The 15,850-nt window shown below is 52.1% G+C and carries 16 protein-coding genes; all 16 read left to right on the top strand.

Annotated features, from left to right (window positions below):
* Positions 1-37 precede the first annotated feature (37 nt).
* The 16 genes from lpxC (at position 38) to DL94_RS0111950 (ending at position 15,833) form a co-directional block, all read left to right on the top strand.
* Positions 38-868: a UDP-3-O-acyl-N-acetylglucosamine deacetylase gene (lpxC, locus tag DL94_RS0112025; RefSeq protein ID WP_028130363.1), complete on the top strand. Its 831-nt coding sequence runs from the start codon at positions 38-40 to the stop codon at positions 866-868.
* A gap of 33 nt (positions 869-901) precedes the next feature.
* Complete coding sequence (gene fabZ / locus DL94_RS0112020; protein ID WP_028130362.1) at positions 902-1,342, top strand: 3-hydroxyacyl-ACP dehydratase FabZ; 441 nt, start codon at positions 902-904, stop codon at positions 1,340-1,342.
* 123 nt (positions 1,343-1,465) lie between these two features.
* Complete coding sequence (gene lpxA, locus DL94_RS0112015) at positions 1,466-2,293, top strand: acyl-ACP--UDP-N-acetylglucosamine O-acyltransferase (RefSeq protein ID WP_028130361.1); 828 nt, start codon at positions 1,466-1,468, stop codon at positions 2,291-2,293.
* Positions 2,294-2,323: 30 nt separating this feature from the next.
* Entirely contained in the window at positions 2,324-3,127 is an 804-nt protein-coding gene (locus DL94_RS0112010) for an LpxI family protein (protein ID WP_028130360.1), read from the top strand.
* A gap of 103 nt (positions 3,128-3,230) precedes the next feature.
* Positions 3,231-4,373: a lipid-A-disaccharide synthase gene (gene lpxB / locus DL94_RS0112005; RefSeq protein WP_028130359.1), complete on the top strand. Its 1,143-nt coding sequence runs from the start codon at positions 3,231-3,233 to the stop codon at positions 4,371-4,373.
* Positions 4,374-4,390: 17 nt separating this feature from the next.
* The gene (msbA, locus tag DL94_RS0112000) at positions 4,391-6,133 is read left to right on the top strand and encodes a lipid A export permease/ATP-binding protein MsbA (protein ID WP_028130358.1); all 1,743 of its coding nucleotides are present in this window, start codon (positions 4,391-4,393) and stop codon (positions 6,131-6,133) included.
* Between the two features lie 4 nt (positions 6,134-6,137).
* Positions 6,138-8,633, top strand: a complete 2,496-nt coding sequence (lpxK, locus tag DL94_RS0111995; protein ID WP_028130357.1) for a tetraacyldisaccharide 4'-kinase — start codon at positions 6,138-6,140, stop codon at positions 8,631-8,633.
* A gap of 23 nt (positions 8,634-8,656) precedes the next feature.
* On the top strand, positions 8,657-9,388 hold the full coding sequence (gene kdsB, locus DL94_RS0111990; protein ID WP_028130356.1) for a 3-deoxy-manno-octulosonate cytidylyltransferase: 732 nt from the start codon (positions 8,657-8,659) through the stop codon (positions 9,386-9,388).
* 2 nt (positions 9,389-9,390) lie between these two features.
* Entirely contained in the window at positions 9,391-10,218 is an 828-nt protein-coding gene (kdsA, locus tag DL94_RS0111985; RefSeq protein ID WP_028130355.1) for a 3-deoxy-8-phosphooctulonate synthase, read from the top strand.
* 30 nt (positions 10,219-10,248) lie between these two features.
* The gene (locus DL94_RS0111980) at positions 10,249-11,223 is read left to right on the top strand and encodes a KpsF/GutQ family sugar-phosphate isomerase (protein WP_028130354.1); all 975 of its coding nucleotides are present in this window, start codon (positions 10,249-10,251) and stop codon (positions 11,221-11,223) included.
* Complete coding sequence (locus tag DL94_RS0111975; protein WP_028130353.1) at positions 11,223-11,783, top strand: KdsC family phosphatase; 561 nt, start codon at positions 11,223-11,225, stop codon at positions 11,781-11,783. Before DL94_RS0111980 ends, DL94_RS0111975 begins: the two co-directional genes overlap by 1 nt.
* A gap of 34 nt (positions 11,784-11,817) precedes the next feature.
* Positions 11,818-12,729 (top strand): lysophospholipid acyltransferase family protein, encoded by a 912-nt coding sequence (locus DL94_RS0111970; RefSeq protein ID WP_028130352.1) that lies wholly within the window; start codon positions 11,818-11,820, stop codon positions 12,727-12,729.
* On the top strand, positions 12,729-13,277 hold the full coding sequence (gene lptC / locus DL94_RS0111965) for an LPS export ABC transporter periplasmic protein LptC (RefSeq protein WP_028130351.1): 549 nt from the start codon (positions 12,729-12,731) through the stop codon (positions 13,275-13,277). Before DL94_RS0111970 ends, lptC begins: the two co-directional genes overlap by 1 nt.
* Positions 13,274-13,969 (top strand): LptA/OstA family protein, encoded by a 696-nt coding sequence (locus DL94_RS0111960; protein ID WP_028130350.1) that lies wholly within the window; start codon positions 13,274-13,276, stop codon positions 13,967-13,969. Before lptC ends, DL94_RS0111960 begins: the two co-directional genes overlap by 4 nt.
* Positions 13,970-14,001: 32 nt before the next feature.
* Positions 14,002-14,721, top strand: a complete 720-nt coding sequence (lptB, locus tag DL94_RS0111955) for an LPS export ABC transporter ATP-binding protein (RefSeq protein ID WP_028130349.1) — start codon at positions 14,002-14,004, stop codon at positions 14,719-14,721.
* Between the two features lie 11 nt (positions 14,722-14,732).
* Positions 14,733-15,833, top strand: coding sequence for an LptF/LptG family permease (locus DL94_RS0111950; protein WP_028130348.1), 1,101 nt, complete (start codon positions 14,733-14,735; stop codon positions 15,831-15,833).
* Positions 15,834-15,850 lie beyond the last annotated feature (17 nt).

Below are 15,850 nucleotides of genomic sequence, written 5' to 3'. Positions count from 1 at the left end.
GTTAAAATAGTAGTAATGACTACTATGAGGAGGAATTATTTTGCGGCAAACTACACTGGCAGCTGCAGCAGTTTATACTGGTGTGGGATTGCATTCCGGTCAGGAAGTGCATATGGTATTAAAACCGGCACCGGCGGATACAGGCCTGGTGTTTAAACGCATGGACATTGACGGACAACCCACGATTAAGGCCGTAGCAGCCAACGTTACCTCGACGCTCCGCGCGACGACTGTTGAAGAAAACGGCTGTAAGGTCTTTACGATAGAACATCTGATGAGTGCCTTTCATGCTATGCAGATAGATAACTGTTATATAGAGATTGATGCGGAAGAACCGCCGGTGGCGGACGGCTCGTCCCTGGCGTTCTTTAAGCTAATGCAGGAGGCCGGGGTTCAGGAACTTACGGCCGAACGCCGGGAGATCGTGATTGACAAGATTTATCGTATTGACGATGAAGAACAGCAGCGCTTTGTCATGGTGCTGCCCTATGACGGTTTCCGGGTAAGCTTTACGTCTGTAAATCCCCATAAGCTCATTGGGATACAGTACGAAAACTTTGCGATAAACCCTGAAACATATGAGAAGGAAATAGCGCCGGCGCGGACGATTGCCTACGAAAAAGAGATAGAGGCCCTGCAGAAGATGGGGCTTGGTCTCGGCGGCACTTTGGAAAGCGTCATTGTCTACAATGATGAAGGCTGGCTCAATCCCCTGCATTATGAGGATGAGCTGGTGCGGCATAAAATTTTGGATGTTATTGGCGATTTGCGCCTGGCAGGACCGATCCGTGGTCATGTCATTGCCGTGGCCTCTGGTCATGCATTGAATACGGCGCTGGCTAAGGAAATTCAGAAGAGTTTAGGTTGAGAAACGGACTATCAGAGAAAGAGGGAAATAAAAATGGAACTTGGTATTGAAGAAATCATGAAGATTCTGCCCCATCGTGCACCGATGCTGCTGGTGGATCGCATTATTGAAATAGACCCTTTTAAATCTGCTACGGGGATAAAAAATATCACCATGAATGAACCGCAGTTCAACGGTCATTTCCCGGGACATCCCATCATGCCCGGTGTGCTGATTTTGGAGGCGATGGCGCAGGTTGGCGGCGTAGCCATGCTCTATCCGGAAGAAAACCGTGGCAAGATTGCCATGTTTGGCGGCATGGAGAACATTAAGTTCAAACGCCCGGTAGTGCCTGGCGACCAGCTGGTAACCAAGGCTCATGTAGTACGTGTGCGCGGCGAGTTCGGTCTGTTGCATTGCGATGGCTATGTAGACGACCAGCTGGTGGCATCGGCGGATTTCAAGTTCGCCATGAAACGCGAATCTGAAATGTAAGCAGATGTCAATAAAGAATATTCTTTGCACAGCTGTTGAGTGCTGGGGAAACCAACCGGTGCAAAGAGCCTGCCGGCAGCATGGATAGACTGGTGCCGGTGGATAGATTAAGGAGTTGTAGAAATGAGTACTGAAAATATCAGTGCCGATGCGCATATACATGAAACCGCAGTTGTTGGCGAAGGTGCCAAAATCGCTGCCGGGGTGGATATTGGTCCGTACTCTGTCATTGGGCCCGACGTGGAAATCGGTGAAGGCACAGTGATAGGTCCCCATGTGGTCATTCATGGCTGGACAAAAATCGGCAAAGAATGTCATATTTTCCAAGGTGCCTCCATCGGTGAAGTGCCGCAGGATTTGAAATTCAAAGGTGAAAAAAGCTATACCTTCATTGGTGACAGAACAACCATCCGCGAAGGGGCTACGGTTCATCGGGCCACAGGTGAAGGTGAAGAAACGCGTATTGGCAATGACTGCCTGCTGATGGCGCTCACCCATGTTGCCCATAACTGTGTCATTGGCAACCGGGTTATCATGTCCAACCTGGCCAGCCTGGCCGGGCATGCGGTGGTAGAGGACCGTGCTGTTATCGGCGGCATGACGGGCGTACACCAGTTTGTAAAAATCGGCCGCAATGCTATGATTGGCGGCATGAGCCGCCTGACGCAGGACGTTGTGCCTTATACTATCGTTGCCGGCCAGCCGGCCAAAACTGTTGGTCTTAACAGTGTAGGATTATCCCGGGCTGGAGTAGATGCTACGGCACGCAGACGCTTAAAGCAAGCTTATAGAATGCTATTTCGGTCAGGGATCAGCCTGCAGAAGGCTGTGTCCATCATCGAACAGGAAATTCCCTCCTGTGAGGAAGTGGACCACCTGCTCCGTTTCCTGCGCAATGTAGACAGGGGCATCTGCCGTGAACGCCGTGGTGAATTCGGTAAAGACGAGTAAGTTTTAATTTTTGAGGTGCGGAGGAATATCATGGAGCGGATAGGACTTTTGGCCGGGATTGGTGCCCTGCCGGTGGAAATAGCGAGAGCGGCGAAGAAACTCGGCTACGAGGTTTACGCTGTAGCGCTCCTGAAGGAGACAGACCAGCGCCTCAGGGATTACGCTGATAACTATGAAGAAATCAATGTCCTCAAGGTGGGCAAGATTTTAAAGCATCTAAAGAAAAATGACATCCACAAGGTGACGATGATTGGCAAGGTCACCAAGGAATTACTGTTCGCCGGCAAGGCTCTGCCGGATTTGAAAGCCATGCAGATTTTGATGAAACTGCCCAACCGCAAGGATGATACGATTATGCTGGCGATTGTGGACGAGCTGAAAAAAATCGATGTAGAGGTTTTTGACCAGACGGCACTGATTCGTCAGTTAATGCCCGCCAAGGGCGTGCTGACCAAGCGGCAGCCGACGGCTGATGAGCTGAAGGATATGGAATTCGGCTTTAAGATGGCCAAGGAAATCGGCCGGATGGATGTTGGCCAGACCGTAGTGGTAAAAGACATGGCGGTCATGGCTTTGGAGGCCATCGAAGGGACTGACGCCTGCATTTTGCGGGGCGGCAAGCTGGCCGGCGGTGGTGCTGTGGTGGCCAAAGTCGCCAAGCCTGAACAGGATAACCGCTTTGATGTACCGACCGTGGGGCTGAAAACCCTGCAGATGATGGTGGAAACCAAGGCCAGGGCATTGGTTATTGAGGCTGGGGCCACCTTGCTCGTGGAAAGTGAAGAGGTCATCGCCTTAGCCGAGGCTAACGATATTACGATTATGGCGATGTGATTTGGAAGAAAGATGCCGGGGATGTAAAAAAAGGATGCCCGGTATCTTTTTTTGTGTTAAAATATAGGATGGTTTAGTATTTACACTTACAGGAGGTCAGCCCATGAAAATAATGTTTTCAGCAGGGGAAGCATCAGGCGATGTACATGGCGAGAATATTGCCCGGGCCATTAAGGCTTTAGACCCGGCCGTGGAGCTTGTCGGCTTTGGCGGCAGCAGAATGGAAACAGCCGGCGTCCGCCTGTATAAAAATTTTGCTGAATACAGTGTTATGGGCGTTTGGGAGGTACTCGTAAACCTGCGGCGTCTGTATAAATTGTTGTCCGGCCTTACGGATTTTATGCGTGAGGAAAAGCCGGATATGCTGGTGCTGATTGATTATCCTGATTTTAACTGGCGGCTGGCCAGGAAAGCCAAATCTTTGGGAATCCCGGTGTTTTCCTATATACCGCCATCAGCCTGGGCCTGGCGCAAAGGCCGGGCGCAAAGCTGTGCCCGGATCGCTGATGAGTTTATCGCGATATTTCCGCATGAGCTGCCGGTTTATCAGGCCGCCGGAGCCAAGATTTCCTTTGTGGGCAATCCGCTGGTTGACGCCGTACAGGCAGAAATGCCCAGGGACGAGGCCCGGCAATACTTTAAGATGCCGGCGGATAAAACAGTGGTGCTGATGATCCCCGGCAGCCGCAAGCAGGAGATAGAACTGCTGCTGCCCTATATGCTGGACGGGGCAAAAAAACTGCTGGCGGAAAAGCCGGCTACGGTATTTTACCTGCCGGTGGCTGATACCGTCAGCCGGGAACGCATTGAGGAAATGATCGCAGCTGCCGGTGTGCCGGTAACGCTGGTCACGGAAAAGCGTTACAGTCTGATGGCGGCCGCTGACGCGGCGATGGCCACCTCCGGAACTGTGGTGATGGAGGCCGCGCTTTTAGGGCTGCCATGTGTAGTGCTCTACCGCCTGTCAGCCGTATCCTATGCCATTGGCAAACTGTTGGTGCATGTCGATAATTTCAGCCTGCCAAATATACTCTTAAACGAAAGTTTTCAAAGAGAACTTTTGCAGGATGAGGTCACGGCGGAAAATATTGCGGCAGAGCTGAAGAAATTATATCCTGGCGAGGAACATCGCCGGGAAGTGCTGGCCAAACTGCAGGCCGCCTGTGAACAGCTGGGGCCGCCGGGGGCATCCGGGCGCGTGGCTCAGCGGATACTGGCGGCGGCCCGGGAATTTGCTGCCAAATAAATTAGTGAGGGAAATACATGAAGAATTATAAGCGCCTTCTGCAATATATCAGGCCTTACCTGAAACGCCTGGGGCTGGCCATTGTCTGCATTGTAATTGCAGCGGCTTGTAACCTCTATCTGCCCTGGATTATCAAGGATATGGTGGATAAGGTACTGGCGGAAAAGGATATGGTGATGCTCTACGTTATCTGTGTGAGTATCGTGGTGGTATTCCTGATCCGCGGCATATTTTACTATGGCCAGTCATATCTCGTATCGTATATCGGACAAAAAGTCGTTATCGATGTCCGCGAGGTAATGTTCCGCAAGTTCCAGCGGATGCCGATGGCTTATTTTGACCGGCATCAGACCGGTGAAACCATGAGCTATATCACCAACGACGTGGCCGCTATTCAGTCCGCACTGGTTGACCAGCTCATTGAGATGGTGACGGAAGGTTCCATTCTGATTGGTTCCATTGCCATGATGGTATATCTGGACTGGAAACTGTCGCTGTTGACCTTGGTGGTCATTCCACTGGTGGGACAGGCCATGAAGATTTTTGGCCGCAAGCTGAAACGCAATGGTACGGTTATTCAGGAACGCGCGGCTGATATCACTTCTCTGCTGCAGGAGAGCATTTCCTCCATCAGGGTGGTAAAGTCCTTCGTGCGTGAGGATTACGAAATCAAGCGATTTATCAACCAGAATGTCCTGAACTTCCAGGCGGCCATGAAGAATGTGCAGCTGACGAGCCTGCTGACGCCGACGGTGGAATTTTTGGCAGCGGTTTCCGTAACCTTTATTGTGGGGTTCGGCGGCTATGAAGTGGTCAACGGCCAGATGACGGCCGGTGCGCTGGTAGCCTTCCTGACCTACGCTGTCAACCTGGCTAATCCTGTAAAGCGCCTGGCGCGTGTCTATGGTACCCTGCAGCGGGCAATGGCGGCTGTTGACCGTGTTTTTGCCGTAATCGACCTGCCGGAACCCATTGGCGATAAGGAAGGGGCTAAACCCCTGCCGCAGATTCAGGGCCATGTGGTGGTTAAGGACGTAACCTTCGGTTATAAAGAAGGCGTCAATGCCCTGGAAAATGTTTCTTTGGAAGTAAAACCGGGACAGATGATTGCCTTTGTCGGCCCCAGCGGTGCCGGCAAGTCAACCATTGCCAACCTGATCCCACGTTTCTATGAAATAAACAGTGGTGCCATTTCCATTGACGGGCATGATATCCGTGACGTAACTGTGGCGTCCCTGCGTGACCAGATTGGCATTGTGCCGCAGGAAACCATGCTGTTCTCCACCACGGTGATGGAAAACATCCGTTATGGACGCCTGGATGCTACAGACGAAGAGGTTATTGAGGCGGCCAAGGCGGCTAATGCTGACAGCTTTATCCGCGAACTGCCGCAGGGCTATGATACGCCGATTGGTGAACGCGGCCTTAACCTGTCCGGCGGCCAGCGGCAGCGTATGTCCATTGCCCGGGCCATTTTGAAGAATCCCCGGATACTGATTCTCGACGAGGCCACCTCTGCACTGGATACGGAAAGTGAAAAGATTGTGCAGGCGGCACTGGATAAACTGATGGTAGGGCGTACCTCCTTTGTTATCGCCCACCGCCTGTCTACCATTTTCAATGCAGACCAGATTTATGTTATTGATGATGGTAAGATACGGGAACATGGCACCCATGAGGAACTGTTGGCTAATGGCGGCCTTTACAGCCACCTTTACAATATTCAGTTCAAAAACGGAAATGTATCAGAAGGGGCATAGATAAATGCAATTTCTTTATAACATAGCGGCGATACTGGTTGTCATCCTGATTATTCCGGTGTTTATGATTCGTTCTGTCCGGGAAAAAGGCTTTGTGGAGCGTATTCGCCAGAGCCTGGGCATTTTCCCGGAGCACGCACTGGACAAGGTAGCAAAAAAACATTGTATCTGGGTACATGCAGCCTCGGTTGGTGAAATCGTGGCCACCAGTCCGCTGATCAAAGAATTTCATAAGGAATTTCCGCAGACGCCGATTCTGGTTTCCGTGGTTACCACGAGCGGCTATGAGATGGCTAACCGCATTATAAAAGATGCTGATGCCATTATCTACTTCCCCCTGGACCTGCCGTTTTTAGCCGGCCGCGTTCTGCGGCGGATTCACCCCCGGGTGTTCCTGCCGGTGGAAACGGAATTATGGCCGAACTTCCTCAAGACGGCCCGGCAGATGCATATTCCCGTCATGATGGTAAACGGCCGTATCAGTGACCGCAGCGTCAAGCAGTACAAGTACCTGAACAGCCTGTTGACGGATATGATTGGCACGGTGACCAAGTTTGCCATGCAGTCGGATATCGATGCTGATTATATCATGCGTCTGGGCGCACCGCCGGAATTGGTGACGGTGACCGGCAACACGAAATTTGACCAGACCTATACCGATGTAAGCCCTGAGGAAAAGACGGCCATCATTCATGAGATGGGCCTGGAAAACGCCGAAGGCATACTGCTGGCTGGTTCTACGCACCGCGGCGAAGAGGACTTTGTGCTGAAAGCCTTCAAGGCCTTACGGGAAAAGCATGACAAGGCCAAACTGGTCATTGCCCCCCGTGAACTTTTGCGCACGCAGGAAGTCATTCACCTGTGCAAGCGGGCCGGTTTTACGGTCACGACGCGGACCAAACAGCAGGAAAAGGGGCCGCAGGACGCTGATATCGTCATTTTGGACACCATCGGCGAGCTGGGCAAGGTGTACAGTGTTGGTGATGTAGTCTATGTGGGCGGCAGCCTGATTACCCACGGCGGCCACAACATTTTGGAACCGGCAGCCCATGGCAAGGCTATTATCGTGGGCCACTACATGTTCAACTTCAAGGATACGCACGCCCTGTTCAAAAAACGTGAGGCCTGCATTACGGTAAACAATGCCCAGGAATTGGCCAATGAGGTCGTGAACCTGTTTGATGATGAGGCTTACCGCCAGCGTCTGGAGAAGGAAACGCTGGCTATTGTCGGGGAAAACAAGGGCGCGTCCCGCAAATCAGCCATCATCCTCCGGGAAACTCTGGAGGAATACGAAAGCCGTCCGGAAAACCGGCAGCGTGCCCGTTCCACCCAGAAGATAAATAATTTCCAGACTTACTTTATCGACCTCGTGCATAACAAAGAGGTCGATGGTATTGCTGAAAACACACTGACGGCAATTCTGTACGTGTTCTCCAAAATCTATGCCCTGTTGGTAGATATTAAGCTGTGGGGATACCGTCAAGGCATCTTCAGCCGCAAAAAGCTGGACTGCTTTGTCATCAGTCTGGGCAATGTAACTGTGGGCGGTACCGGCAAGACACCGACCGCGCAGCGTCTGGCCAGCGATATCCGCGATATGGGCTACAAGGTGGTTATCCTTAACCGCGGTTACCGGGCCAAATGGCACGGCAAGGTTGGCATTGTTTCCGACGGCCAGCGGCTGCATATGACTGCGGCTGACGCCGGGGACGAGGCGTTCATGCTGGCCAAGCACCTGCCGAAAGTACCGGTCTTGATTGGTGCTGACCGTTCGGTCACCGGTCAATATGCCATCGAAAACTTCGGCGCAGAAGTGGCTATTTTGGACGATGGTTTCCAGCATTGGCAGCTGGAACGCGATATGGACATTTTGCTGGTAGATGCCGTTAACGTCTTTGGCAATGGCTATATGCTGCCGCGCGGCACCCTGCGTGAGCCCATCTCGCATATCAGCCGTGCCGATGTCTGCCTGCTGACCAAGGTTGACCAGGCCGCCGAAGGTTCCCGGGAATACATCCGCGATACCGTGCACCGCTACAATGACGGTGCCCAGATTGTGGAGAGTATCCATGAGCCGCGCCGGTTCATTCCATTGGCTGACTGGTATGTGGATATTGCCGGTGAGGGCGTCGACGTCAATCAGATGCGCGGCAGGAAAATCATGGCCGTGTCCGCCATCGGCAACCCGGCCTCATTTGAACAGACCTTGTCTGACCTGGGGGTTATCATCATTGAAAGCCTCCGCTATCCGGACCATCATGATTACAGCATGCTGGAAATGTCCGATATTCTGCGTCAGGCCGAAAATATGGGAGCAGAGGCCATTGTCATTACGGAAAAAGATGCCGTGAAGATTCCCATGGAAGTTGTACATGCAGGCAGTACCGTACCGGTATATGTTATCTGCGTAGAGGTCAATTTCCAGGCCGGCAAAGATGAATTTAAAGCATTATTGGCGGAGCGCCTGGCCGAAAAGCTGGGACAGCCGCAAAAATGACAAGAAGATAAGAGGGATACATTATGAAGGTGTTGTGCGTCATTCCTGCGCGGTATGCATCCACGCGGCTGCCGGGAAAACCCCTGAAGGATATAGCCGGCAAGCCGATGATTTGCCGGGTTTATGACCGGGCTGTGCAGGCGAAAAAAGTAGCTGATACAGTGGTGGCCACTGATGACGAGCGGATAATGAAAGCCGTGTCAGAGCATGGCGGCCGCGCCGTCATGACCAGAGCCGACCATCCCACGGGGACGGACCGCCTGGCAGAAGTGGCGGCGGCCTTCCCGGACGTGGACTTAATAGTCAATGTGCAGGGGGATGAACCGCTGATTGAGCCCAGCCTGATTGATGAACTGGTGGTTTCCTTTGAGGAAGACGCCGACTTGCAGATGGCTACGGTCAAGACACGGATGGAAGACGAGGCGGAAATCGCCAATCCGAATAATGTCAAGGTGGTTACCGATAAGGCAGGCTACGCCCTGTACTTCTCGCGTTCGGTAATGCCTTATCCCCGGAATACCGGCTGCCCGGTATACAAGCATATCGGAATCTACGCCTACAAGCGTGATTTCCTGCTGAACTATGCCAAGATGGCCTCCACGCCTTTGGAACGTGCGGAATCCCTGGAACAGCTCAGGGCCTTGGAAAATGGCTATCGCATCAAAGTGGTAGAAACTGCAGCTAAATTTGTCGGCGTAGATACCGCCGAAGATTTGGCCAAAGTAAATGAGATATATAAAACGAAAGGAGCTTGACAATGAATCAGGTTAAAGTTGGTAATTACACCATTGGCGGTGGGGAGAAACTGACACTGCTGGCCGGCCCCTGCGTGCTGGAGGGCTTGGACAGATGTCTGCTGATTGGCCGTACGATTAAGGAAATCTGCCAGCGTTTGGACATTAACTACGTATTCAAAGCCTCCTTTGACAAGGCGAACCGTTCTTCCTTCCATAGTTTCCGTGGCCCGGGCATGAAGGAAGGCATTAAAATGCTCCAGAAGATAAAAGACGAACTGCAGGTACCGGTGGTAACGGATATCCATGAGACCAGCCAGGCTGAGCCCGTGGCACAGGTGGCTGATATCCTGCAGATTCCGGCATTCCTCTGCCGCCAGACGGATTTGCTCCATGCAGCGGCGCAGACGGGCCGGGTAGTCAATGTAAAAAAAGGCCAGTTCCTGGCACCTGAGGATATGCGCAATGTCGTGGACAAGCTCCATGAAAGCGGCTGCGACCAGATTATGCTGACGGAGCGCGGCGCCTCCTTTGGGTACCACAACCTGGTGGTAGATATGCGTTCCCTGCCCATCATGCGCTCCTTCGGCTATCCGGTGGTTATGGACGGCACGCACAGTGTGCAGCTGCCCGGCGGCAATGGCACGACCTCTGCCGGCAACCGTGAGTATGTGGAATACCTCGTACGGGCTGCAGTGGGCGCTGGTGTGGATGCCCTGTTCCTGGAAGTCCATGACAATCCGGAAGAGGCACTGTCTGATGGTGCCAACATGGTATATTTGGACAAACTGGAAGACCTGTTAAAAGATGCCGTGGCCATTCATGAAATCGTACGCCACAAAGTAAAATAAGCAAAACTGATGACCGGGGGGATAAGCGTGATAGCGAAGATAAAAGAGGCTGCTTTAGAGACACTTTCCATTGAGGTTGCTGCAGTGGAAAAACTCAAGAGCCGTGTGGATGATGAATTCGTAGCGGCAGTGCAGTGTATTCTGGACTGTAAGGCCCGTGTAGTGGTTACTGGTATGGGCAAGTCCGGCCACATTGGCCGTAAAATGGCTGCAACTTTTGCCAGTACAGGAACACCGGCCTTCTTTATGCACCCCGGTGAGGCTTTCCACGGGGACCTGGGCATGGTAACGGAAAATGACGTGGTCATTGCCATTTCCAACAGTGGTGAATCCACGGAAGTGGTAAATATCCTGCCCATTATCCACCGTATCGGGGCTAAAATCATCGCGATGTGTGGACGCCGTGACTCACAGTTGGGCAAGGCAGCTGACCACTTCGTGGATATCGGGGTGGAAAGAGAGGCCTGCCCGCTGGGACTGGCACCTACAGCCAGCACCACGGCCACGCTGGCCATGGGCGACGCTCTGGCCATCGCGCTCATGTCGGTACGCGATTTCACGAGTCAGGACTTTGCCCTGTTCCATCCCGGTGGGGCATTGGGCCGAAAACTTTTGCTGACGGTGAAAAATGTCATGCACACCGGGGACGAAAATCCCATTGTGCATAAGGATAAGACGGCGAAAGACGCGCTCTTTACCATGACGGATAAAGGGCTGGGCGCGGCCTCGGTGGTCGACGACAGCGGCAAGCTGGTGGGCATTATCACCGATGGTATAATTCGCCGGGCCCTGGCCAAGGATTACAAATTCCTGGACGAGGCCGTGGGCAATATCATGTTTGGCACGCCGCTGACCATCACGCAGGAGGCTATGGCCTCCTCGGCACTGTCTGTTATGGAAAAACACAAACCGCGCCCTGTTACGGTGCTGCCGGTTATTGATGAAAATAAAATTCCTGTAGGTATTATTCATTTGACGGACCTTTTGCGTCAAGGAGTGGTATAATGGAGATTAACAGCCGGGCCTTACGGGCGGCCGAAAAGATAAAACTGATTATCTTCGATGTGGATGGCGTGCTCACTGATGGCGGCATTTACATCGGCGCAAACGGCGAGTTATTTAAGCCCTTTTACTGCCGTGACGGGCTGGCTATAACGCTGGCCCATAAGCAGGGGCTGCAGACCGCTATCATCACCGGCCGTAAGTCGGCGCAGGTGGAGTTCCGGGCGCAGGAATTAAAGATAAGCCATGTTTTTCAAGGCAACTCGGACAAACGGGGGGCCTATCAGGAATTAAAAAAACTTACCGGCCTGCAGGATGAGGAGATTGCCTATATTGGCGATGACCTGATTGACCTGCCCATTATGCTGCAGGTAGGCCTGCCCATGGCGGTAGCTGATGCCGTGGCAGAAGTGCGCAGCCGTGCCCTGGTGGTATCCGGCTTTGCCGGCGGCCGCGGCGCTGTCCGGGAATTACTGGAGTTTATCTTCAAAGCGCAGGGACGCTGGGAACAGATAATGGCGGATTTTATAACGCCGCAGGATAATACCAATCTTGCCCAATAGGGCTGTTTAGTGATGTTTTGGGGGAACGAGATTCATGCAGTATAAATTCGTGATGTTCATGAGCTGGCTTGTCTGCCATACGCCGTACAAGCTGGTAATGGGTGCCGGCTGGGTACTTGGACAGCTGTATTATCTCCTGATAAAAAAACAACGGGAGCGGGCTGTGGCACAGGTAATGCCGGCTTTAGGACTGACAGAGCCGGAGGCCCGGCGTTTAATCAGGGCATCCTTTGTGAATTTAGCACGTAATGTACTGGAAATTCTCTACATGCCCAAATTAAACGAACAAAACTTCCACAAGTACATCGAGATTGACCATTTGGAGCGGATGACCGACGCCCTGGCTGAAGGCAATGGCGTGGTCGTCCTCACGGGCCATATCGGTACCTGGGAATGGCTGTCGGCGGCCTTCACCATGAATGGCCTGCCGGTGACGGCGATTGCCAAAAACCAGCCCAATATGCAGTACACCAATGCCTTGAACGACCTGCGCAAGACCATCAATGTCGAGATATTCTCCCGTGGTACCAGCGAGCTGCTGGCGGCGGCTAAGGCCCTGAAAAAGGGGAAAATCCTTGGTTTCCTGGCTGACCAGGACGCAGGCCCGAAGGGCGCCTTCCTGCCCTTTTTGGGGAAAATGGCGTCCACGCCGATGGGGCCGGCTGTTTTTGCCTGCAAGTTCAATGCTCCGGTGCTGCCGGCCTTTATCCTGCGCCAGCCGAACGGCAGGCACAAAGTGGTAATCGGTGAGGTTATGCGCTACGAGGATACCGGGGACACGGATAAGGACTTGTTCAACTTTACCGCGAAAATGACAGCGATTATGGAAAAGGTCATTCGGGAGAATCCCACCCAATGGCTGTGGTTCCAAAAGCGCTGGAATACCTCTCTGGAACAACAAAAAACGGGCACACACCACATCGTTAAATCACAGGAGGATGCTTGATGGAAAAATACCAAAAGCCCCTAATGGGAGTCGTTGCTGCAGCTGTAATCGCGATTATCGTCTGGGCTGTCGTCACGGTACCGGAACAGCGGAAAATCGAGGAACCTGACCGTGGGCGGGTCATCAGCTATGACGGCAACGAACTGAGCGAGGAAAAAAACGGCCGTAAGATATGGGATTTGACGGCTGAACATATAGACGTAGATATTGACAAGCAAACAACCAAAATGACAAAACTGAAAGGTCATTTTTATGCAGAAGATGGACGCATTACGGAGGTCACGGCTGATGAAGGCCGGTACGATGAAAAGACCCGTGATGTAGTTGTTTCTGGCAATGTCACCATTTCTAACAGTGATGGCGCTAAGCTGACCAGTAAGGAGCTGGTCTGGCAGGCTAAAGAGGAAGTGCTGACAGCTAAGGGCGAGGCTCGTATAAGCAAAGATGATATGCTGGCTGAGGGTGACAAGATAGAGAGCCGCGATGGCTTCAATAAGATAAAAATCAGTGGCAAGGCCCATCTGGTTAAGGGAGGAAAAAGCGAATGATACGCAGAAAGAAATACATGAAACATTTGATGCTGACCGTATGCCTGACGCTGGCTTTGCCTCTGGGGCAGATGTCGGCAGCCAATAATGAGCCAGCAGAACTGGACGCTGATGTGGTGGAATACGATGCCTCTACCGGATTGGTTACGGCCACGGGTGATGTGCTGTTTAAACAGGGGACGGCTAAGCTCTCAGGCGCCAAGGCCACCTATAATGCTAAGACGCAGGAAGGCTCTGTCGAGGGCAATGTCATTGCTATCCGCGACGATTTGCGTGTAACCTGTGCCAAGGTGGTCACTGACGGCCAGGGGCGCATGACGGCTACCGGCAATGTGCATGGTACGCATGCTGATAAAGAATTTACCGGCGAACAGGTGGATTATTACCCCAATCAGAACAAGTATGTCAAGATTCCGCTGGGCGGCACGGTCACCAATAAGGACGGCACATTTAAAGCAGACTATATGGAAGGCTGGCTGGATGATGAGCATTACATCGGTCGCGGCAACGTCTATATCAGCAGTCCTGTCCGCATGATGGAAGCTGGCGGCGATAATGCCGATTATCAGGGTAAACAGAATGGACAGGTTGTTCTGTCAGGAAATGCCTGGGCGACGAAGGAGAACAATCGCATGCGGAGTAAAAAGCTGACGTTGTATTTAGCAAACGACGGTACGGCTCAGGCTCGGTAAAATGCGTGTAAATATTCTTGGAGGTTAAGGCTTTGCATATCGAAGCGAAGAATCTGGTAAAAAAATTTAAAGACCACACGGCGGTAAACCGTGTATCCCTGCGAGTGGAAAAAGGTGAGATTGTCGGCCTTTTAGGCCCGAATGGTGCAGGAAAAACCACGTCCTTCTACATGATTGTCGGACTGGACAAGCCTACCTCCGGGGAGGTCTACATGTCCGATGTCAATATTACCAATATGCCTATTTATGAACGGGCAACCCTGGGCATTGGCTATTTGCCGCAGGAGTCGTCAATTTTCCGTAAACTGACCGTGGAAGAAAATATTATGGCCATATTGGAAACGACCAATCTGTCTAAAACGGAGCAGCGGGTAAAATACGAGGAGCTGCTGGAGGAATTCCATATCGGCCATGTGCGCCAGCGCAAAGGTTCAGCCCTTTCCGGTGGCGAACGGCGCCGTGTGGAAATCGCCCGCTGTCTGGCCTTGGAGCCGCAGTTTATCCTGCTCGATGAGCCTTTTGCCGGCGTAGATCCCTTGGCGGTGGCTGACATTCAGGAAATCATTCAGTATCTGCGCCAGCGTGGTATGGGCATACTGATTACTGACCACAATGTCCGGGAAACCCTGCAGATTGTCGACCGGGCATATATCCTCAATCAGGGGGAAATCCTCCTGGAAGGAGATAGCCAGACTATTGCTGAAAGCCCCATAGCCAAGAAATTCTATCTCGGTGAGAAATTCACCCTCTAAGGAGTAAGACGATGCATTTGCGAATATTAGATAAATACATATTCCGGGAAGTCACTTTGGCGTACCTGTTCGGAATATGTGCGTTTACGGCTGTGTTTATCGGCACAGGCACTCTGTTCCGTATAGCCGAATACATAACTGATTACGGGGCATCTTTTGCATCTGTGGTGAAAATATTCATCTTCAGTATGCCGGCCGTGGTTATTTGGACTTTTCCGATGTCCATGTTGGTGTCCAGTCTGCTGACCTATGCACGCCTTTCAGGCAACAGCGAAATCACGGCGATGAAATCCTGTGGCGTCAGCTTTTTCCGTATTGCGGCTCCGGCCATTGTCTTAGGCGGTATGGTAAGTATCTTTGCCATTGGGTTCAACGAATATGTTGTTCCGTGGGCCAACACAGCTTATCGCAATGTCCTGAACTATGAGATTCAGGGGGCAGTTGCCACGAAATCGCAGGAGCATATCATCCTCAAGCAAATGGATAATGGTGTTATGCAGCGTCTGGCCTATGCACGTCGCTATGATGCTGAGACACAGCAGTTGCAGGGCGTCAGTTTACAGGAATTTGGTGCAGATGGTAAGGTTTCCCATGTAGAGAACGCGGAATATGCCGATTGGAACGGTTCTGTATGGACAATGCACAATGGTATGATTTACGATATCGCCAGCGATGAAAAGAGTAGTGAACATACAGTGCGTTTTAAAACTCAGACTTTGCCTATAGAGGTAACGCCTAAACAGGTGGTCAGTGAGCAAAAGGAACTGGAAGAACTCACGATGCGCGAGCTCAGTGAGCAGATTGATATCATGAGAACCCAGTATGTGGATACGAGCAAGCTGGAAACTGAGTTCCATCAGCGTGTGACCATACCGATGGCTAGCCTGGTATTCGCTTTGGTCGGGGTGCCATTAGGCTTGCAGCCAAATCGTCGTACATCTGCTAAAGGGTTCGCCATCAGTGTAGTGATAATTTTCTCGTACTATGCGTTAATGACCATTGGCAATGCCCTGGCACGCAGCGGCTCCTGGCCGCCGATGCTGGCTGTATGGATGCCTAACGTGGTCAGCATTATCTTCGGAGCTTTGCTTATTCGCAAGGCCTCACGCTAAAAAAATTACAGGGAGGC

Source organism: Selenomonas sp. AE3005 (assembly GCF_000686945.1).
Taxonomy (GTDB): domain Bacteria; phylum Bacillota; class Negativicutes; order Selenomonadales; family Selenomonadaceae; genus Selenomonas_A.
The sequence above is the reverse complement of the archived record's forward strand: the minus strand, read 5'-3'. Positions and strand labels throughout refer to the sequence as shown.

Bases quoted from the DNA above. Each gene is read 5' to 3' on its own strand.
- DL94_RS0111960 (WP_028130350.1), top strand. From the start codon at position 13,274: ATGATACGCAGAAAGAAATACATGAAACATTTGATGCTGACCGTATGC.
- DL94_RS0111950 (WP_028130348.1), top strand. From the start codon at position 14,733: ATGCATTTGCGAATATTAGATAAATACATATTCCGGGAAGTCACTTTG.
- fabZ (WP_028130362.1), top strand. From the start codon at position 902: ATGGAACTTGGTATTGAAGAAATCATGAAGATTCTGCCCCATCGTGCA.
- DL94_RS0111975 (WP_028130353.1), top strand. From the start codon at position 11,223: ATGGAGATTAACAGCCGGGCCTTACGGGCGGCCGAAAAGATAAAACTG.
- lptC (WP_028130351.1), top strand. From the start codon at position 12,729: ATGGAAAAATACCAAAAGCCCCTAATGGGAGTCGTTGCTGCAGCTGTA.
- kdsB (WP_028130356.1), top strand. From the start codon at position 8,657: ATGAAGGTGTTGTGCGTCATTCCTGCGCGGTATGCATCCACGCGGCTG.
- DL94_RS0111970 (WP_028130352.1), top strand. From the start codon at position 11,818: ATGCAGTATAAATTCGTGATGTTCATGAGCTGGCTTGTCTGCCATACG.
- msbA (WP_028130358.1), top strand. From the start codon at position 4,391: ATGAAGAATTATAAGCGCCTTCTGCAATATATCAGGCCTTACCTGAAA.
- DL94_RS0112010 (WP_028130360.1), top strand. From the start codon at position 2,324: ATGGAGCGGATAGGACTTTTGGCCGGGATTGGTGCCCTGCCGGTGGAA.
- lpxB (WP_028130359.1), top strand. From the start codon at position 3,231: ATGAAAATAATGTTTTCAGCAGGGGAAGCATCAGGCGATGTACATGGC.
- lpxK (WP_028130357.1), top strand. From the start codon at position 6,138: ATGCAATTTCTTTATAACATAGCGGCGATACTGGTTGTCATCCTGATT.
- kdsA (WP_028130355.1), top strand. From the start codon at position 9,391: ATGAATCAGGTTAAAGTTGGTAATTACACCATTGGCGGTGGGGAGAAA.
- lpxA (WP_028130361.1), top strand. From the start codon at position 1,466: ATGAGTACTGAAAATATCAGTGCCGATGCGCATATACATGAAACCGCA.